Source organism: Flavobacterium sp. FlaQc-57 (assembly GCF_044007395.1).
Lineage (GTDB): Bacteria > Bacteroidota > Bacteroidia > Flavobacteriales > Flavobacteriaceae > Flavobacterium.
This window is the reverse complement of sequence record NZ_JBIPDA010000002.1, coordinates 839,206-859,934: the sequence shown is the minus strand read 5'-3', so window position 1 is coordinate 859,934 and position 20,729 is coordinate 839,206. Positions and strand designations below refer to the sequence as shown.

The following is a 20,729-nucleotide window of genomic DNA, read 5'->3' as shown; positions in this document are numbered from 1 at the left end:
TTACCAAATTAGTTTTCATTATAAATGTATTGTCAATAATTATACTGGCATTAAACGCAATAATTGAAAGCTTTAACTTACATTAAATTGAAATTCAGTTTTTTGTCTTACCTTTATGTTTAAGAAATTTCGTCCAAATGGCAGCAATTCTACATCAAATCAAGAACTTTTTTCAATCCGTTAGTTTTAAAAAATACGCAAAACGCTTTGGGTATTTTATTTTAGGATGCATCTTACTGCTTCTACTTGCTTGTGGTGGATTATCCTTTTATTTCAATCAAAACAAAACCGAAATCATTGCCAAGATTAATACCAAAATCAATGAAAACATCAACGGAAAGTTTCATATTGGCGATTTTCAATATAAATTCCTAACGGGTTTCCCCAATTTTACATTGGCTTTAAAAGATGTAGAGCTCAAAGACAATCAATGGAATACTCACAAACACACTTTATTAAAAGCCAAAGAAATTGAAGCACGTTTAAATATTTGGAGCTTATTACATCACGAAATCAACATTCATAAAATCCTGATAAACGGTGCCGATATTTATGTTTATAAAGCCGAAAACGGCTACTCGAACGCCAATATCTTTAAACCGAAAAAGAAAAAAACACCCGAAAACAAGTCTGAAACTGAAACGACAATCGATCAGGTCGACCTTAACGACGTTCATTTTATTTTAGACAATCATGTTGGCCATAAATTATTTGATTTTGATGTCGAAAGTTTAAAATCGAAAGTAAATTACAATGGCGATAACTGGCAAACCGATGTTTTTCTGGACACACAAATCAAAAGTTTAGCTTTTAATACCGTACACGGAAGTTTTGCCAAAGAAAAACAACTTACAGGAACTTTTAATGTTTCGTATTCCGCTCAAAAAGAAAAAATTGATGTCGTGACCAAAGGTTTAAAAATTGGAACGGACTCTTTTGATATTACGGCATTTTTTAATTTGGCAAAAGGCAATGCACTTTTCGGAATCAATATTGGAACTACTATTTTATGGCAAAATGCTTCGAATTTATTATCCGGAAATATCAGTTCTAAACTAAACCGCTTTAATCTAAACAAACCTATTGATGTAAATTGCGACATTAAAGGCGATTTTAATGCCGAGGGCGATCCTAGAATTGTAGTTCAGGCCATTATCAAAGACAACGAATTGAGTATTCCGGACGGACTGATTAAAAACTGTCATTTTAAAGGAATTTTTACCAATAATTTCAAACCAAAAGACGGATTTAATGATGCCAATTCGGCTGTGATCTTAACTGGTTTTGGAGGCGAATATGAAAATATTCCGCTTAAAATCCCGCAACTGTCCATTAATAATCTCGAAAAACCACTCGCAACCGGAACCGTAAATTCTGATTTTGATGTTAACAGATTAAACCAAATAAGTAACGACAAATGGATTCAGTTTACTGAAGGTCATGCAACTGCCAATCTGCAATTTCAGTTTGATATTGTCGATTTATACATCAATAAGCCCAAATTTATTGGTAATGTAAATGTCACGAATACCTCTTTCCATTTTATCCCAAAAAACGTTCATGCCGAAAAAGTAAACGTTCAGCTTGACTTTACCGAACAAGCTTTGCTGATTAAAAAAATCACCTACAAACACAAGAAAAACACAATTTTTATTGAAGGTAAAATCAATAATTTCCTGAATCTATATTACGACGCTCCCGAAAAAATGGTGGTAAACTGGAATATTTACTGCCCAAATATCGATTTGAAACAATTTTTGGGCGTTCTCGCCACTTCTCAAAAAAGTAAAGCCGTTGCAAAAACCAATAAAAAACCCACAATGTCGAACCAAATAAGAACCGCAATCGAAAAATGTGCTGTTGTAATCGATATTAAAGCCGACAAAATAAACTACAATAAATTAACGGCGACAAATACCAAGGCAACGATCCAGATGATCGATTCTAAACTGCTAATAAAAAACGGTTCGCTGCAAACTTCGGGCGGAAATATCACATTTAACAGTGAAGTAAATCCTAGCGGAAAAAACTTTGCTTTTAGTTCGAATGCGCAGGTAAACAAGGTTGATATTGCGAGTTTTTTAAAATCGTTCAACAACTTCGGAATCCAGTCTTTTAGTCCCAACAATATTAAAGGAAAATTGACCAGCCAGGCCAATGTTACCGGTTTCATTAATAGCAACGGCGAATTGATCACGAATTCAGTTCACGGAAACCTGACTTTCAATGTCAATCAAGGCGCTTTATTAGACTTTCAGCCCATTGTAAAAATCGGAAAATTTGCATTCCCTTTCCGCGATGTTAAGAATATTACATTTAGCGATTTGTCGGGGAATTTTAAACTGCGAGGCGAGCAAGTCGATGTTCATAATTTAACCATAAGTTCCAGCGTTCTAAACCTCGACGCCGAAGGTATTTATTCCTTTGGACGCGGCACCAATATCGCCCTCACAATCCCACTCCGAAACTCCAAAAACGACATCAAACTCGCCACCAAAGCCGAACGTGACGCCGTTCGCGAACGCGGAATTGTTTTGCATTTAATTGCACTGGACGATGCCGGAAAAATGAAAATTAAATGGGGGAAGAAGGATAAGTAGTTTTGTATCGCATACTCTCTACGTAATCTTGTCATTTCGATCGAAGGGAGAAATCACAACAGAAACTCGCCAAAGATTTATCACTCTGAGCGAAATCGAAAAGCTTTTTCAACTTGGAATTTATAATTTAAAAATATTGTAATTTCAATTTGAAGTAGCTATTTCCTGCTGTCCACTGTATCTTTTATTGCTTAAAGAAAGCAACAAAAGGATGCCGTTCCCATCAGGGCTAGGGTTTTTGGTTTCATCAGAAAGTTTAGAAATATTAATTAACGCCGGTCAGAAATGATTGGCGTTTTTTTTATGGAAAAAATCAAACTCTATAGTTAATATCCCGTTGAAAACTATTATTTAATGAGGTCAATTGTACGCGGGTCAATTATCGTCTAAAAACTACATTTGAAATTATGATTTAGATTAATAATAAAATCCGTTATCAAAAAATGAAATATTTAGCAGAAATAATTTTCGGAAAAGATCAAATAAGGAAGTATCATAATAATGAAACTTTAAATGATTATGAAAAAATAATCAACTTAAAAAAGTACACTTTTGAAACTTGGGGAGAAAGAAATGCATTTTACAAAGGAATAGGCGAAGCAATGGCTTGGTTAGAATTCCAAGTAATTAAAGAATTTGAAGAGAAAGACAACAAAGAAGAAAAAGAAGATGACGATAAATTTGATTATTGGTCATTTATTGAAAAATATTATCCAAAGTATTATCATTGTAACAGCATTCTATTAAGCGACATTTTAACTCGAAAACTTTATGGAGAAGAAATTAGCGAAAGCGATGAAGAATATATCAAAGATTGGGATGTTAGAAAGGAATTGTTTGAAGTAGATAAAGAATTACTTTGTAAGGCTTTTGAGAACTATTTCAATATTATTTATCCAGAAAATCTTAACCCATAAAAATTAATAAGAATAGTTAATATGATTATATTTCACTAATATTAAACTTCGTTATCAAATTAGTATTTATAAATCATTTATTGCATTATTAAAAATGTCTAAAATCATAAATGTTACTTGCGCAATTATTTTAAAGGATGAAAAAATTCTCGTTGCGCAAAGAAGTGAAAAGATGAAGTTACCTTTAAAATGGGAGTTTCCCGGCGGAAAATTAGAATTCAACGAAAGTGAAATAGATTGTATCAAAAGAGAAATCAAAGAAGAAATAAATATCAACGTTGAAGTATTGCAAAAATTATCAAATAACACTCATGATTATGATACTTTTAAAATCAATTTAATCCCTTTTTTCGTTGAGTATATTTCGGGTGAAATCAAACTAGCAGAACATAAAGATTATAGATTACTAAATCGATCTGAATTATTAAACCTTGACTGGGCAGAAGCAGATTTGCCAATCGTTGAAGAATTTTTAAAACTTGAAATATGAACCAAGGATTATATGAAGAATTAGTTACCAAACTGATAAACTACAAAATAAACGAATTAGATAAAGATACATTTCAAATAAAAAAAACATCAATAGACAAAGCCGAAGCATCTCAATTATTATCACAACATATTGGCAAAGTCATCAAATAGGCGTTAGAAAATTTACCTAAACAAAAAGAAATTGATTTAATAGACAATCAAATAAAAATTTCAAATAAAATAATTCAACTTTTAAGAGATGAATTAAAAAATGAAGAGTTCGAAGGTGATTTAATTGAAACAGAAGGTAAAATATTGAATGCTGTTTTTACAAAAGTCGATGCTCATTTTAAAGACTTAGATCTACATTTAAAAGAAATTACACCTTACACTAGACTAATTCATAGCGAGCTTTTTACTGGAGGAAATGCAGGAACAACTTTAGAAAGCGAATTACGAAAAGAAATATTATCCTCGGATAAAATTGATTTATTAGTTTCGTTTATTAAATGGAAAGGTATTCGAATTCTTGAACGTGAATTAAGAGAATTTACAGAAAGAGGAGGAAAATTAAGAGTAATTACAACGACATATATTGGCGCAACAGATTCGAAAGCAGTCGAATTCTTGGCGTCATTAGAAAATACAGAAGTAAAGGTTTCATACAATACAGGAAATGAGCGTTTACATGCAAAAGCTTATTTATTTCAAAGAAATACAGGATTTCATACTGGTTATATTGGTTCTTCAAATTTTTCTCGTTCAGCTTTAACTGATGGACTAGAATGGAATCTAAAAATTACGACTAAAGAAGTTGGACATATCATTGATAAATTTAAAAAAACATTCGAAGCGTATTGGCAAAATGCAGACTTTGAATTATACGATGAAAGTATTCATTCTGAAAAATTAGTTGATGCTCTTAAACAAGGTCGATTTTCAAAAGAATATACTTTTACTACAGCTTATTTTGATATTAAACCTTTTCCTTATCAAAAGGAAATTCTTGAAAAACTAGAAGTTGAAAGAACGGTTCATAATAGATATAGAAACCTTTTAGTAGCTGCTACTGGAACAGGGAAAACTGTAATATCTGCATTTGATTACAAGAATTTTAAGACCAATAACAAATCCTCTAAATTGCTTTTCGTAGCACATAGAAAGGAAATTCTACAACAAGCAAAAGCAACTTTTCAAGGAGTTTTAAAAGATAATAATTTCGGTGATTTATGGGTTGATGGAATTGAGCCCAATTCTAATGAATATCTGTTTGTCTCAGTACAAACTTTAAATAATAGATTAAAAGATTTAAGCCTTTCGCCAGAATATTACGACTTCATTATTCTCGATGAAGCACACCACGGATCGGCTTCAAGTTATAGACCTTTTCTAAATTATTTTAAACCTAAAGTTTTATTGGGGTTAACGGCAACTCCAGAAAGAATGGATAATGAAAATATCCTAGAAGATTTCTGTAATCGTATTGCAGCAGAAATCAGACTTCCTGAAGCATTAAACAAAAAACTGTTAAGTCCTTTTCAATATTTTGGAATTACTGATAGTATTGATTTGACAAATGTAAAGTGGGAAAAGGGTAAATATGTTGCAAGTGAATTAACAGCTTTATATACTAAAAACAATATTCGTGTTGGGGAGATAATTACAAATCTTAATAAATATCTTAATGATATAAATGATATCCGAGCAATCGGCTTTTGTGTAACTGTTGAACATGCTATTTTTATGACTGAAAAATTTAATTTGGCAGGATTAAAAGCAAACTACTTAACATCTAAAAATACAAGCGAAAGAGACAGAATTAGAGAAGAATTCAAGAAAAAAGGATTCAATTATTTATTTGTAGTAGACATTTTCAATGAAGGTGTTGATATTCCTGAAATTGATACCGTTTTGTTTTTAAGACCAACAGAAAGTTTAACCGTTTTTCTTCAGCAATTAGGTCGCGGTTTGCGTTTAGCAGAAGGGAAAGATTGTTTAACTGTTTTAGATTTTGTTGGAAACTCAAGACCAGAATATGATTTCGAAAGTAAATTCAGAGCATTAATTGGTAAAACAACAACTTCCGTTCAAAAAGAAATTGAAGATGATTTTCCTCATTTGCCTTTAGGTTGTTCAATTATTTTAGAGAAAAAAACAAAAGAAACAATTCTTGAAAATATTAAAAAAGCCACATCCTTAAATGTAAATCAATTAATTACTAAAATTATAAATTTTCAACATCAAACCAATTTACCGTTAACTTTAAATAATTTCATTGAATTGTATCATATTCCTATAGAAACGATTTACAAAAAAGATAGCTGGTCAAGATTATGTCAACGAGCAGGAATAACTGATGACTTTGAAAATATAAATGAAAAACAAATTTATTCTGCAATTAGCAACAAATGGCTTTCTACCAACTCAACAAGTTATTTTAATTTCATTTTAACGATCGCAAAACAAGGCTTTAATATTAGAATTGATGATTTCGATGAAAATCAAAAAACCATGTTGTTAATGCTACATTATGATGTATGGCAAAATGCTGGAGGATTTGATTCTTTAGAGAAAAGTATAATTCAAATAGGAAAAAATAAAACTCTTGTTAATGAAATTATCGAAGTTTTAGAAATATTAATTGATAAAATTGGTTTTAAAGAAATTGATATTCAATTACCTTATGAACAACCATTAAAATTACATGCTAGATATACTCGAGATCAAATATTAGCAGCTTTCCGTTTAAGTACATTTGATAAAAAATCATCTAATCGAGAAGGCGCAGCAGAAAACAAAAGCTTAAATACAGAAATACTTTTTATTAATTTAATTAAATCTGAAGAAAATTTTTCGCCTACAACTATGTATGAGGATTATGCCATAAGCGAAACATTATTTCATTGGCAATCACATAACGCTTATGGACCAGAAACAAGCAAAGGAGTTTCATACATAAAACATATTGAAAGCAATAAAAAAATATTACTTTTTATTAGAGAAAAAGGAAAAGATGAAAATGGAAATACACTCGGATATGTTTTTATTGGCGAAGGTATTTTTAAAGAAACTGAAGGTTCAAAACCTATGAATATAAAATGGGAGTTAAACGAACCAATGCCAAATTATCTTTGGAAAGAGTCTGCAAAAATGTCGATAGGTTAATTAAAAAAAAATGATAGAACATTCAATCTTAGAAATCCCAACTGTACTTAATCCACCTATAGAACTTATAGATATCATTTACAATTGTCCTGTTTGTGATTACGAAATTGAAATAGACATGTTTGTAGATGACAATAGTTTTCTCAAATGTGATGGATGCGATCACATAATTAAATTAAAAATTAAAAGAATCTGAAAAATATTGCTTATTCGACAATTGCAACGGAGTTTCTAGTGTAATTTATCTCCCGAAGTTTCGGGATCGAAATGACAAAAAAGCCATAAAAAAAAGCCACTTCACAGTGGCTTTTCGCATTCTTACTTATTCAACATCCAGATAAGGATTTAGAATTTCGGCTAGTTCGTTTAACCAATAAAAACCTTGTTCGAGGTTTGTTTTTTCGGTTTCGAGAGTTTCGCAATCTCGCATTATGCTTAAGGCGAGGATATAATTTAATTTTCTAATGGTTTTTGCCATTAATTTAGGATCAATCGAATTGCTGAAGAAATCAGTTAACCGCAATTCGGTTTCTTTTGAAAGGGTGTTTGTACTCATAATCTGAAAGTTTAAGGGATATAAAACCCGAATGGGTTAGCTGTCCTACGCCTTTCAGAGCGTTGCAGTTGTTTCCAATACCGCCAGCGTACCACACGGGCAAAAGTTTAGTCAAGTTCATAATCTGAAAGTTTTAGGACTGCGAAGATACCAAAAAACACTTTGATTTGTGCGGGTTTTCTTTGCTGATTTAAAAAGTCGTGAATTTTTAGTTTGTTTGTTGTTGTGGGACTTTGACTTCGCTTAGTCTAACAATTGGAATGAAAACGTGACGGAGTTTCTTGTGTGATTTCTCCCTTCGATCGAAATGACAAACTCTACAAGATTTCTTCGTTATGAAATGATAAACTCGGCCTAAAAAAAAGCGTAATTATTTTCTTAATGTTTTATTAACTCACTTGTGTTTTTGTTTTAAAAAAGATAGCTTTGAGAAACGATCATTAAATATAAACCGATATGAAAATTCAAATCAATACCGACAAGAACATCGAAGGACACGAAAGATTAGAAGCTTATTTCTCTGGCGAATTAGAAAAAGGTTTAGCTCGTTTTGAGGAAAAAATAACCCGCATCGAAGTTCACTTTGGAGATGAGAACGGAGAAAAATTCAGCGTAAACGATAAAAAATGTGTAATCGAAGTTCGTACAGCAAAACTACAACCCGTAACCGTTACAGAACACTCTGATACGCTTGAAAAAGCTTTTAGCGGTGCTCTTGCAAAAGCAAAAAAATCACTTACTACGACTTTCGAAAAAATGAAAGCGTATTAATTTACATAACATCAAATGCAAAAATGGCATTATCTGAAATCAGGATAATGCCATTTTTTATTTTAGCAAAGCAGTCATTTCTTCCCAATGCAATATTTTGACTTTCTCGTTGAGATGGTTTGCACTGCTAATCATCGATTTTGCAATATCGCTCGCCTCTATTCCTTTATACTTACTTAAACTTCCCACAAATAACGGATTGATAAATTTAAAGATTCCGATAAAAACTTTTTCAAGAGGTCGGCTTTCTTTTCTATTTCCTAAAATCATTGATGGTCTAAAAATATAGGTATAATCTAAATTCAGACTGATAATATCTTGCTCTGTTTCGCCTTTCATTTTAGTATAAAATATCGAAGAATTTGCATTTGCTCCAATCGCCGAAACCAGAAAAACAGCTTTCGCACCATTCTCTTTAGCCAATTTTGCTGCCAGAACAGGATAATCGTGATCAATTTGAGAATACAGTTTTTTATCCGGTGTTTTCTTTTGCGTTGTTCCAAGAGCGATAAAAACTTCATCTACTTGAATGTCTTTTACAACTTCTGGCAATGAGTTAAAATCACCAATCAAGGTTTTTAGTTTTGGATGCTGAATGTTTAAATCTTTCCTGACAACAGCTATTATCTGTTCGTAATTAATATTCGTCAGTAAATTTTCAAGAATATACGATCCTACTAATCCGCTTGCTCCGTACACAATTGCTTTTTTCATAATAAGTCGATTTGTTTCTTCGAAGTTAGAAAATTAATAGTTAACTTTTTAAATGGGTTGTTTAAACACATAGGAACATAGATTTTATTTCTTTAGAAAAGGCAAAAATAAATGACACATCATTTAGACATAGTTAGTGAAGAAAAAATTCTGCCACGAATACTATAACTTTTAATCTATTTCTATGTGTTAACTATTTTTCTTGCAGATTTTGCAGATAAAGCAGATTTTTTTCTACTCCTTTTTTAATTTAAAGCTCCAGCGGAGCGACATATTTATAGCCCATTTTGTATGCATTATATATAGCTCCAGCGGAGCGACATATGATTTTTAGCACGATTCGATATTTCACCCCGATGGGGCTCTGTTGGTGTGTATTTTTAATTTTCTATAAATGTATCGCTCCGCTGGAGCTCTGCATATTGTTTTATGCTTTTTATAAATATTTTCGTCCTGATTGGGATTCAAAATAAATTATACCCAAAAATCTTAATTAAGATAATAATAACGCTTTTTGATATTGTAAGAAGTAATTTTGCAGTCCCAAAAACGAAACTTGTTACAGAAAGATTACAAGCATTTTGATTGGGATTATTTACAATAAATTATTAAAAATTACATTCATGAAAAAGCAACTACTCGTATTATTAATCGCAATTTTTATAGGTTTTGGTGCAAATGCGCAAACAAAATCATCTGATACAAATGTGCTGGTTTTGATCTATTCTCAAAACGGCGGAACTTATAAAATGGCAAAATCTATTGCCGAAGGAATTCAGGAATATCCAAATACAAAAGCGATTATAAAACGTGTTCCTTCTATTAATCCGAAAGAAAAATTAAATCCTGATGTTGAGAAATTACCAATTGCTACAATCGAAGAATTGGCTAATTATGACGGAATCGCATTTGGAAGTCCCGTGCATTTTGCGAATATCAGTGCCGATATGAATTACTTTTTCAGCCAGAGTATTCCGCTTTGGACATCGAGAACTTTAGAAGGAAAACCAACAACTGTATTCATGTCTGCAGGATCGGGAGCAGGAAAAGAAGCGGCGATTTTATCTTTCTGGAATATCCTTGCTTCACATGGAATGGTAATTGTTCCAACTGGAATTATGGGAACGGCAACTTTAGACAAAACGGTTCCGCAAGGAAATACTCCTTTTGGCGCAACTTCACTGGCAGGATCTACAGGAACTCGTCCGTCGCAAAGCGAATTGAATTTGGCCAAAGAGCAAGGAAAAGCTTTGGCAAGAGTAGCATCTGGATTGAAAAATACAGAAAATATTAAAAGCGTAAAAACAACTTCGGTTGAACCAAAAATCGATATCAATAAAACTTTAAAAGACAATAATATTGTACTTCCTGAAGCGCCTAAACCGGTTGGAAACTATGTTCCGTTTACGATTTCTGATCATAAAGTATACATTAATCAAGTGGCTTTGAAAGACGGGAAGATTTTAAATCCAGGTAAAGTTGGCGCAACAGTTACTGAAGATCAAGCTAAAGATGCAACGTATCAAACAATGCTAAATGTTATTGCAGTTTTAAAAGAAGCTTGCGGAGGTGATCTAAATAAAGTAAAACAATGTGTACAGTTGACAGGATATTTTAATACTACTCCGGAATATACACAACATGCAGGACTTATGAATTCGGCTTCGAATTTGACGGCTTTGGTTTTTGGAGAAAAAGGAAAACACGCCAGAGCAACAATTGGCGCGGTTTCGTTACCAATAAATTCGGCTGTTGAAATTCAGGCGATTTTTGAAATTGAATAAAAGAAGATTTTACCGCAAAGTTCGCAAAGAATTACGCAAAGGTCACAAAGTTTTGTGATTAACGCTTTGCTTTAAAATCGCAAAGGAATTATACGCATTTTATAACACAATCTTGTTTTCGCGTGAGGGATAGAAGCTAGCTACCAAAGTAGCGCGGATAGCCCGACAGCAATATAAAAAGGGGCCAACTAAGCGATTTGCATAGTTGGCCCCTTTTTATATTGGTGGCACGCCCAGATTATTATTATCGAAATTGTATTCTGTTTGTTTATGATTTTGGCAACGGAGCTCCCACTGCAATATCGCAGCGATGTCCTGTTTGTCCATGCGGCGGATTCATTCCTTCTGCCGTCGCAACCGGTGCTTCGGTACTTAATAAAGCCGGAACAGCATTATTTGCCGGAGGCGGCGTAACGGTAAAACTTTGCGATGTGGTTCCGCTTTGCGCTGTATTAGCAACTGCTTTTGCCGCAACTGGCGAATTTAAAGGCGCTCCAACCGCGATATCACATCTATGGCCGGGTTGTCCGTGCGCAGGATTCATTCCTTTTGCAACTTTTACAGGCGTTGTAGTCGTTGTTACTACATTTTGCTGGCCCGCGTTTACTTGTACATGTTGTGTCGTTTGTGCAGTTGTTGCTTGCCCTTGCGTTGGAGCCGAATTTAACGGCGCACCAACGGCAAGATCACAACGATGGCCGGGTTGTCCGTGTGCAGGATTTAATCCTTTGTTGTCGCTCAAGACTGTATTTGGATTCGTTGGCGATGCCTGTTGCACCACTGATTGTGTTTTTGCTGTATCTTTTGCTAATCCTAATTTAACCAATTCTGATGCTGGTGTACTTGCTTGTGGTTCCAGTTCTTTCTTGCACGAAACAAAAACTAAGGAAGCAACAAATATTGAGGTGATAAGTATTTTTGGATTCATAATGTGTGATTTTTAGAGCTCTCAAATATACTAAATCATATTGTACCATATAAATGATATAAGTTAATTTAAGTTTTAGGGTTGTAATATAATCTTGAAAAGGCGTTGATTCTCTTTTCTCATTTCATGTCATTTCGATCCCGAAGCTTCGGGATCGAAATGACAGACAGCATGTTTAATCATTATTTTAAAATAAACTTTGCGCCTTTCCGTGATTAAATTAACCCAACAAAAAACTCTGCACCTTTGTACCTATGAACCTTTGCGCCTTTAAAAGAATATTTCTTAACTTTAAATCCAAAACTAAATCTATCATGAAAAAATCAATTTTACTTTTATTATTTGTGGCTTCTTTTGCAAATGCACAAACCTCTGAAAAAGACAAAGTCAGTCAAACTATCGATGCTTGGCATAAGGCTGCTGCCGATGCAAAATTTGATACATATTTTAATTTAATGGCCGACGATGCAATTTTTATTGGAACTGATGCTACCGAAAACTGGAATAAAAAAGATTTTAAAGTTTGGGCGAAACCCTTTTTCGACAAAGGAAAAACGTGGAACTTTAAGGCTCTTGAACGTCATATATTTTTTGACAAAACGGGTAAAATAGCTTGGTTTGATGAATTACTGAATACGCAAATGAAAATTTGCCGCAGTTCTGGTGTTTTGGTAAAAGTAGGGAAAGAATGGAAAATTCAGCATTATGTTTTATCAATGACGGTTCCAAATGACGAAGTTGACGCTGCTATTAAAATAAAAGCGCCAATCGAAGACGTTTTGATTGCGAAGCTTCAGAAAAAATAAACATTTTCGAACTTTCTTCTTATAATCCTAACTTTTATAGCGCTTTACAAAGTCAATTGGCAATTTAATTATAATACAATTGACAATATTATCCGTAAATTAGAAGTGCAAAATAAGATAGTCACAAAAAAACAGATCGAATTTTACAATATTTACTAAAATAAAACAACAGCCTCTATTTTAACAGCCCTTAAAATCAAAATCTTTATTTTTTTTTAACTTTGACCCCAAAAAAAATAGGGTTAAATAAAGTATCTGAAAAATGAATATAGAAAAACGCTGGATCATTTCCTTTATTATTATAAGTGTTGTTTGTATTACTGGCGCATTTTGGCCAACTGTTACTGAAAATAGTTACGTATTATCTGAATTTGGCACTACAGAACATATTGTTCCTGCAGATGTTGCCTGGATGTTAACTTCATGTTGTTTGGTTTTAATCATGACGCCTGGATTATCCTTTTTTTATGGCGGAATGGTTGGTCGAAAAAATGTTATTTCGACTATGTTGCAAAGTTTCATCTGTTTGGGCGTTGTAACACTTTTATGGGTTGTTGTTGGTTTTAGTCTGGCTTTTGGAGATCCGGTTGGTTTTGGCTCTGGTGATCATTTTTATAGCTTCTTCGGAAACCCGACCACTTTTGCCTTTATGGATTATGTGGGTGTTTTGCCTCATAAAAAATTAGCAAGCACGATTCCGTTTATGCTTTTCGCCTTGTTTCAAATGAAATTTGCCATTATTGCTCCGGCAATTATTACAGGTTCGTTTGCAGAGCGCGTTCGTTTTATATCGTATTTATTGTTCATCAGCTTATTTACCATTTTTATTTATGCGCCTTTGTGTCATTCGGTTTGGTATCCAACCGGTATTTTAGGTACTTATTTTGGTGTTAAAGATTTCGCCGGAGGAACTGTTGTTCATATGAGTTCCGGATTTGCCGCTTTAGCAGGCGTTCTAGTTTTAGGAAAAAGAAAAAACAGTCAACATATACCAACCAATATTCCGTTTGTGTTATTAGGAACTGGAATGTTATGGTTTGGATGGTTCGGATTCAACGCTGGTTCTGCGCTTGCTGCCAACGGAACTGCTGCAATGGCTTTTGCAACTACCACAACATCATCGGCGGCAGCCATGTTAACCTGGATTTTCTTTGATCGAATGAACGGAAGAAAAGTTTCTGCCTTAGGCGCTTGTATTGGAGCTGTAGTTGGTCTTGTTGCGATCACACCTGCCGCAGGATTTGTATCGGTTCCTGAAAGTATGTTTTTCGGATTCATTACGGCTTTAGTTTCAAATTCGGCTGTAAATTGCCGTTTCTCAAAAAGATTTGATGACACTTTAGATGTCTTCGCTTGTCACGGTGTTGGCGGAATTATGGGAATGATCTTAACTGCAATATTTGCTCATGGCGAAAATGCAAGTTTACTACACGGAGGCTGGAACGTATTCGCTCATCATATGATGGCATTGGTTTTAGTTTCTATCTTTACTTTCTTCGGAGCTTATTTCTTATTTAAAGTGACGAATTTCATTATTCCGCTTCGTGTTTCTGAGGAAAACGAACACATAGGATTGGATTTATCGCAACATGACGAAACGCTTGATCCAAATTCAAAAGCAATTACTGAGGCTCATTATGGGTAAAAATAATATGCCACAGATTACACGGATTAAAATGATTTTTTTTTAAAATAATTTAATTTTTTAATCTGTGCTAATCTGTGAAATCTGTGGCAAAAAGAAAATATCAGTAACGAAAATTCACAACGAAAAACTTTAAACGTAATTGCGCTATTTTCATTCGTTTATATTCCTTAATTTTGCTGAAAATTTTTGTAAAAGTGGGAAGTAAAAATAAACTAAAAAGATTCAGAGAAAACGAAACATTTCAAAACGTTTTTCAACCAACAAGAGAAGAAGTTGTAGGCGATTTAATGCCTCTGAAAGGGAAATGGAATTCTGATTTCTTTAAAAATGATAATCCATTAGTTTTAGAATTAGGATGTGGAAAGGGAGAATATTCTGTTGGATTGGCAGAAAGATATCCAAACAAAAATTTTATCGGAATTGATATTAAAGGTGCTCGTTTCTGGAGAGGTGCAAAAACTGCCGTAGAAACTGGCTTACATAACGTTGCTTTTATTCGTACTCAAATCGAATTGATCAACCATATTTTTAATGAGAATGAAGTGGATGAAATCTGGATTACTTTTCCGGATCCGCAAATCAAATACAAAAGAACAAAACACCGTATGACAAATTCGGAGTTTTTAAAATTGTACAAAAAAATCCTTAAAAAAGATGGCGTTGTAAACCTTAAAACCGACAGCGAATTCATGCATGGTTACACTTTAGGATTGCTTCACGGTGAAGGACATGAGGTTTTATACGCAAATCATAATGTCTACACAAATGAAGGAAGTCCTGAAGAAGTTACTGCTTTTCAGACTTTTTACGAGAAACAATATTTAGAAATTAACAAGGCAATTACGTATATTCGTTTTAAAATTAAAGACTAATTTAATTTTAAAAATAGCTTTTTCAACCCATTAAATAACCGAATGGTATTACTTACTCCTTTAATTTCAGGTTTTATTGCAGCTTTCATTGGGATTATTCCGCCAGGTTTAATCAACATGACGGCGGCTAAAGTAAATCTGAAAGAAGGAAAAAAGAATGCATTATGGTTTGTTGCCGGAGCAATATTAGTAATCTTTTTTCAGGTTTCCTTAGCTGTTTTATTTGCTCAGGTAATTGACAATCGACCAGACGTGGTAACTTTATTACGTGAAGTTGGTTTTGTGATTTTTTCTATTTTAACGATTTACTTTTTGTTTATTGCTAAAGAACCAAAAGCTAAAAAATCGAAGATTAAAAAGAGCAGCAAAAAAAGTCGTTTCTTTTTAGGAATGTTATTATCGGGATTGAACTTCTTCCCGATTCCTTATTATGTTGTAGTGAGTGTTACTTTGGCTTCTTATCATCTTTTTGTATTTGAAAACAATATTATTTTCACTTTTGTATTCGGATCTGTATTAGGATCGTTTGCTGCTTTATACAGCTATATTGGTTTCTTTGGCAGAATCGAAAAGAAAACCGACTATTTGATGCGCAACATGAATACTATTATTGGAAGCATCACAGGTTTAATTTCTGTGGCAACACTTTTTAATATTTTAAGCTACTATTTCGGTTAGAAGATATAAACCACAGATTTAAATTACTTTAACTTGGTTTCACGCAGATTTTACAGATTTAAGCAGATAAAATAAAATCATTTTAATCCTTTAAATCTGTGGCAAAAAAGTAAAAATATGGCTGAAGATAATTTTTTTGAAAGAGTTTATACAATCGCCAGACAAATTCCGTACGGAAAAGTGACTTCTTATGGCGCTATTGCAAAAGCCCTAGGAACTGCACGTTCTGCACGAATGGTGGGCTGGGCAATGAATGCCTGCCATAATATGGATGATGTTCCAGCACACAGAGTCGTAAATCGAAAAGGACTTTTGACAGGAAAACATCATTTTGACGGAACGAATTTAATGCAGCAGCTTTTAGAAAACGAAGGTATTGAAGTTGTAGACAATCAGATTATAGATCTAGAAAAACATTTTTGGACACCGGAAATTTCCGCCATATAAGTGATGTAAATTCACCTATGAGATCCAAAAAACCTAAATCAAGCAAATCACAAAACTCGTTTTATCTTCATCGGTTTGGTAACTTAAATAACCGCCATGGGCTTCGATAATGTTTTTAGAAAGTGTTAATCCAATTCCTGCTCCATCTTTTCGGGTAGTGAAAAATGGCAAAAATACTTTATCTCTAATTTCAGGATCAATTCCTTTTCCGTTATCCGAAATGGTTATAAAAAAACGGTTGTTCTCTGTATAACTTGACAAAAATATTTTCTTTTCGGCTTTTTCTTTTAAGGAATGAATACTATTCGTAATCAGATTGATAATCACTTGTTCCATTTGGTTTTTATCAATAAAAATAGAACGTGAACTATTTATTTCGTTTATCAGCTCAATATTCTCTGCTTTTAAAATTGGCGACATAATTCGCATACAATCTTCGAAAAGCGAATTTATTGGCGTCATTACTTTAGTTGGTGTCGGAAGCATGGCTAATCTTCGATAGTTCTCAACAAAAACCTGTAAATGATCACTTCGATTAATAATTGTCGAAATACTACTTTTAATGTCATCAAAGTCGTCATCTTCGAGTTTTTCCTGATCGACAATCTGAAGTAAATTTTGCGAAAGTGCTCGAATTGGCGTTAAAGAATTCATTAATTCGTGCGAAATAATTTTCATCAAATTAATCCACGCCTCTTTTTCTTTCTTCTCAATAACGCGCTGAATACTATCTAATAAAATAATAAAATACTCTTTATTGTATGTTTTTGTACGCGAGGTTTGCAGTATGAAAGTTTGCAAATCCTGCTCTTCGATTTTGATCGAAATTGCCGATTTTAAATCTGAGAAACCAACATTTTCAATTTCAGAACAAAGTGAAGGCAAATAGTTTTTGAGGTATTTCCAGTGGCTTATTTTCGGAACTTTAAAGAGACTAGAAAAACAATCGTTCATTAAAAAAATATTCCATTCTTCATCTTCTTTTTCCAAAATTAAAGCTGCGGTATCGATACTGTTTAAAATAGACTGATACACAATTTCTTTTGAAGTCTGATCTTGCTGTTGCGCTTTTAAAGCATCATACAAAAGATATAAAGTTTGAAAATTCCCTTTTTTATTCTCCTCAGGAAAATTGGTCGAAAAGTCTTTTTGCAGCATCGAAAGCAATGTTCTATCATAAAACAACAATCTGTTTTTGACATAAAAATACATTTCAAACAACATCACAACAACAAAAAAACCAACCAAAAGTGCATTGTAATAAAACATTTTGTAGATCAAAAAAACGCAAAATAAAAAGAGGATCATAACAAACAAAACCCTCACAAACAAAGCATTATAAAACTTCCAGTTTTTCATTTATTTTATTTTTTATTGCTACAGATTAAGGCATCTAAAAGATTTTTTCCTGATATAATTCTCTCGCAGATTATGCAGATTTGGCGGATTAATAAAATTAAGATCATTCTATCTGCTAGATCTGCAGAATCTGCGTGAAACAAATTTTAATATCATTTTAATCTATGTAATCTGTGGCAAAAATTATTTTAAATATAATTTTGAATTTATGAGTTTTTTAAATCATATTTTTCAATTCTTCTGTACAAAGCAGCTCTTGACAAACCTAATTCTTCGGCAGTTTTACTGATATTTCCGTTATGTTTAAACAAAGCTTTTTCGATCGCATTTTTCTCCATTTCAGACAACGGGTTTTCATCATTTTCAAGAATATCTTCAAAATCTAAAATATCCAGATCCTGCACAGAAATGGTATGATTATCGGCCAAAATCAGGGCTCGTTCGATTTTGTTTTCCATTTCTCTGACATTTCCTTTCCAAGGATATTTTTCTAAATAGGACGCCGCATTGTCTTCAAATTTCCATCCCGAAGCTTCGGGACCATGATTGTATTTTTCTGCAATTTGATCGAGGATAAAATGAGCCATCGGAACAATATCATCTTTTCGTTCGCGCAAGGAGGGCAAATGAATCTCCATGGTATTAATACGGTACAATAAATCTTCGCGGAAGGTTTTATTTTTCACCTCAGCTTTAATATCACTGTTTGTGGCAGCAATAATACGAACATTTAAAGGCCTCGGTTTGCTTTCGCCTAAGCGTGTAACAGTTTTGGTTTGTAAAACGTGCAACAATTTTGCTTGCAAATGAAGCGGAATATTTCCGATTTCATCAAGAAAAATAGTTCCGTTTGAAGCCATTTCGAATCTACCTGGTGTATCTAATTTCGCATCTGTAAAAGCACCTTTAGCATATCCAAAAAGTTCACTTTCGAATAAATTATCGCTTAACGATCCGAGATCGACATGAATAAAAGGCTGTTTTTTTCTTTCTGAATTTTGATGAATAAACTCGGCAAAAACATATTTCCCTGTTCCGTTTTCACCTAAAACCAAAACATTGGCGTCGGTTTTGGCCACTTTTTCGGCAATAGAATAGGCTTGTTTTATCTTTTGTGAAGTACCAACAAAATACTTTTTTTCTGTTTTTTCGACTACAACTTTTTTAGCGTTTTTTCTACTTTCGACAACTGCTTTTTCAATTGTTTCTAGTAATTTTTCGTTGTGCCAAGGTTTCAAAACATAATCAAAAGCACCAATTTTTATTCCTTCAACAGCGGTTTCAATTTTACCAAAAGCGGTCATTAAAATCACAATCGTTTGAGGCGAAAGTGTTTTAATTTCTTTGAGCCAGTGAATTCCTTCACGTCCATCTTCAAAACCAATACGGTAATTCATATCTAACAAAACCACATTTATTTCATTTTCATTTAAAATGGAAATGATTTTTTTTGGACTATTTGTCGTAAAAATGGTTTCAAAATACTTTTTAAGAATCATTTTTGCCGAAAAAAGAATTTCTTCCTGATCGTCAACGACTAATATTTGAGCTTGTTTTTTTCGCATGGTTAGTATTTTTGTCCGATTTTGAACGGTCAACTGTTCATTATCGAACACTCTTTTTTGAGAGCGGTTTTTAAAGCTTCTTTAAAATCAATGCTTTACAGATAATAAATTTTGTGGCACAATATTTACCTATTGATTATCAGTAAATTATTTAAAAAATGGACAAGGTAATTCCTCGTAAAAATAGAAAATTTAGGTATCTCACAATAGCAATTGCTGTTTTTTTAGTATTGGGTGCAATTATCTTCTTTTCATTTAACACTAAAAGAAGTTTAAATGTAAAAGCTGATGAAATAACGGTTCAGAAAGTCGAAAAAGCCTTTTTTGAGGATTTTGTCGTTTTTCAGGCCAAAGTTGAACCTCTAAATGTAATGCTTGTGAATGTTACTGAAGGCGGCTCTGTAAAAGAGATTTTTGTCGAAAATGGTGCAATGGTTACCAAAGGTCAACCGCTGGCACGTTTGTACAACCCGAATACCGAGTTAAATTATCTGACTCAGGAAACGGCAATTATTGAGCAAATTAACAATTTGAATACAGGTAAACTGAACATTAGAAATCAGGAACTGAATTTAAACAAAGATTTGGTTTTAATCGAACACGATTATAATGACGCGAAAAGACTGTACGACATGAACTCGAAGTTATTTGATAAAGATGTGATTTCGAAAAATGACTGGAATACATTTAAAGAAAGTCTGCGTTTTCAGGAAGAACGAAAAAGAACGATTCAACAAAGTATTCAAAAAGAAAAACAAACGAATCAAATTCAGATTTCGCAAATCAATAACTCGATTCAGACTATGGAAAAAAGTTTGGATATTTTGAGAAACAACAAAAAGAATTTCCTGATTACAGCTCCGGAATCTGGTCGATTAACTTCTTTTCAACCTGTTTTAGGAAAAACTTTTCAAGCTGGCGAAAGCATCGGAAAAATAGATTCGAAACAAGGTTATAAACTTACTGCTGATGTTGACGAATTTTATCTGGAGAAAGTGCGAGAAGGATTAAAAGGTCAGGTAGAATTTAACGGAAAAACTCTTGAAGTTTTGGTTACTAAAGTAATTCCGGAAGTAAAAGGCGGTCATTTTATTGTTGAATTGGCTTTTACTTCTAAAGAAAATATTGTTTTACAAGACGGATTAAGTTTTGGTGTGAAACTGATTTTATCTGAAAAAAATAAAACGCTTGTACTTCAAAAAGGCAGCTTTAACCAGGAAACTGCAGGAAAATGGATTTTCGTTGTAAAAGGAAATAAAGCCGAAAGAAGAAATATAAAACTAGGTCGAGAAAACCCTTCGTATTATGAAGTTTTGGAAGGCTTAAAAGAAGGAGAATCTGTGATTACCTCATCGTATACAGATTATAAGGATATTGAAGAATTGTCGATTAATACTCAGTAACAGTCTTTAGTCTCAGTTTTCAGTCTCAGTTCACAATTAACAATT

General features: G+C 33.1%; 18 protein-coding genes. 13 read left to right on the top strand and 5 right to left on the bottom strand.

Annotation, left to right across the window (positions count from 1 at the left end):
* Window positions 1–137 precede the first annotated feature (137 nt).
* From ACHRVZ_RS09680 to ACHRVZ_RS09660, 5 genes are all read left to right on the top strand, one after another.
* Complete coding sequence (locus ACHRVZ_RS09680) at window positions 138–2,600, top strand: AsmA-like C-terminal region-containing protein (protein WP_395422152.1); 2,463 nt, start codon at window positions 138–140, stop codon at window positions 2,598–2,600.
* 443 nt (window positions 2,601–3,043) lie between these two features.
* Window positions 3,044–3,517: a hypothetical protein gene (locus tag ACHRVZ_RS09675; protein WP_395422151.1), complete on the top strand. Its 474-nt coding sequence runs from the start codon at window positions 3,044–3,046 to the stop codon at window positions 3,515–3,517.
* Between the two features lie 94 nt (window positions 3,518–3,611).
* Complete coding sequence (locus ACHRVZ_RS09670) at window positions 3,612–4,007, top strand: (deoxy)nucleoside triphosphate pyrophosphohydrolase (RefSeq protein ID WP_395422149.1); 396 nt, start codon at window positions 3,612–3,614, stop codon at window positions 4,005–4,007.
* Entirely contained in the window at window positions 4,004–4,159 is a 156-nt protein-coding gene (locus tag ACHRVZ_RS09665; protein ID WP_395422148.1) for a hypothetical protein, read from the top strand. The genes ACHRVZ_RS09670 and ACHRVZ_RS09665 overlap by 4 nt, the downstream gene beginning before the upstream one ends.
* 144 nt (window positions 4,160–4,303) lie before the next feature.
* The gene (locus ACHRVZ_RS09660; protein WP_395422147.1) at window positions 4,304–7,153 is read left to right on the top strand and encodes a DUF3427 domain-containing protein; all 2,850 of its coding nucleotides are present in this window, start codon (window positions 4,304–4,306) and stop codon (window positions 7,151–7,153) included.
* Window positions 7,154–7,475: 322 nt separating this feature from the next.
* Here ACHRVZ_RS09660 and ACHRVZ_RS09655 read toward each other — a convergent pair whose 3' ends face one another.
* Complete coding sequence (locus ACHRVZ_RS09655; protein WP_395422146.1) at window positions 7,476–7,709, bottom strand: hypothetical protein; 234 nt, start codon at window positions 7,707–7,709, stop codon at window positions 7,476–7,478.
* 456 nt (window positions 7,710–8,165) lie between these two features.
* Between ACHRVZ_RS09655 and ACHRVZ_RS09650 the strand changes: the two genes are divergently transcribed.
* The gene (locus ACHRVZ_RS09650) at window positions 8,166–8,480 is read left to right on the top strand and encodes an HPF/RaiA family ribosome-associated protein (protein ID WP_395422145.1); all 315 of its coding nucleotides are present in this window, start codon (window positions 8,166–8,168) and stop codon (window positions 8,478–8,480) included.
* A gap of 57 nt (window positions 8,481–8,537) precedes the next feature.
* On the opposite strand, the gene ACHRVZ_RS09645 is transcribed toward ACHRVZ_RS09650, so the two are convergent.
* A complete protein-coding gene (locus ACHRVZ_RS09645; RefSeq protein WP_395422144.1) occupies window positions 8,538–9,194 on the bottom strand; it encodes an oxidoreductase in 657 nt (218 codons plus the stop codon).
* 623 nt (window positions 9,195–9,817) lie between these two features.
* On the opposite strand from ACHRVZ_RS09645, the gene wrbA reads away from it, so the two are divergent.
* Window positions 9,818–10,978 (top strand): NAD(P)H:quinone oxidoreductase, encoded by a 1,161-nt coding sequence (wrbA, locus tag ACHRVZ_RS09640; RefSeq protein ID WP_395422143.1) that lies wholly within the window; start codon window positions 9,818–9,820, stop codon window positions 10,976–10,978.
* A 268-nt stretch (window positions 10,979–11,246) separates the two neighbouring features.
* Here the strand turns inward: wrbA and ACHRVZ_RS09635 are convergent, their stop codons facing one another.
* Window positions 11,247–11,906 (bottom strand): hypothetical protein, encoded by a 660-nt coding sequence (locus ACHRVZ_RS09635; RefSeq protein ID WP_395422141.1) that lies wholly within the window; start codon window positions 11,904–11,906, stop codon window positions 11,247–11,249.
* Window positions 11,907–12,220: 314 nt separating this feature from the next.
* Here ACHRVZ_RS09635 and ACHRVZ_RS09630 point away from each other — a divergent pair, with 314 nt between their 5' ends.
* From ACHRVZ_RS09630 to ACHRVZ_RS09610, 5 genes are all read left to right on the top strand, one after another.
* Window positions 12,221–12,712 (top strand): nuclear transport factor 2 family protein, encoded by a 492-nt coding sequence (locus ACHRVZ_RS09630; protein ID WP_395422140.1) that lies wholly within the window; start codon window positions 12,221–12,223, stop codon window positions 12,710–12,712.
* A 262-nt stretch (window positions 12,713–12,974) separates the two neighbouring features.
* Window positions 12,975–14,357 (top strand): ammonium transporter, encoded by a 1,383-nt coding sequence (locus ACHRVZ_RS09625; protein ID WP_395422139.1) that lies wholly within the window; start codon window positions 12,975–12,977, stop codon window positions 14,355–14,357.
* A 197-nt stretch (window positions 14,358–14,554) separates the two neighbouring features.
* A complete protein-coding gene (gene trmB / locus ACHRVZ_RS09620; protein WP_395422138.1) occupies window positions 14,555–15,232 on the top strand; it encodes a tRNA (guanosine(46)-N7)-methyltransferase TrmB in 678 nt (225 codons plus the stop codon).
* Between the two features lie 42 nt (window positions 15,233–15,274).
* Window positions 15,275–15,910: a LysE family transporter gene (locus ACHRVZ_RS09615; protein ID WP_395422136.1), complete on the top strand. Its 636-nt coding sequence runs from the start codon at window positions 15,275–15,277 to the stop codon at window positions 15,908–15,910.
* A gap of 117 nt (window positions 15,911–16,027) precedes the next feature.
* The gene (locus tag ACHRVZ_RS09610; RefSeq protein ID WP_395422135.1) at window positions 16,028–16,357 is read left to right on the top strand and encodes an MGMT family protein; all 330 of its coding nucleotides are present in this window, start codon (window positions 16,028–16,030) and stop codon (window positions 16,355–16,357) included.
* 33 nt (window positions 16,358–16,390) lie between these two features.
* On the opposite strand, the gene ACHRVZ_RS09605 is transcribed toward ACHRVZ_RS09610, so the two are convergent.
* Window positions 16,391–17,716, bottom strand: coding sequence for a sensor histidine kinase (locus ACHRVZ_RS09605; protein WP_395422134.1), 1,326 nt, complete (start codon window positions 17,714–17,716; stop codon window positions 16,391–16,393).
* Between the two features lie 206 nt (window positions 17,717–17,922).
* Window positions 17,923–19,281, bottom strand: a complete 1,359-nt coding sequence (locus ACHRVZ_RS09600; protein ID WP_395422133.1) for a sigma-54-dependent transcriptional regulator — start codon at window positions 19,279–19,281, stop codon at window positions 17,923–17,925.
* A 158-nt stretch (window positions 19,282–19,439) separates the two neighbouring features.
* Between ACHRVZ_RS09600 and ACHRVZ_RS09595 the strand changes: the two genes are divergently transcribed.
* Entirely contained in the window at window positions 19,440–20,684 is a 1,245-nt protein-coding gene (locus ACHRVZ_RS09595) for an efflux RND transporter periplasmic adaptor subunit (protein WP_395422132.1), read from the top strand.
* Window positions 20,685–20,729 lie beyond the last annotated feature (45 nt).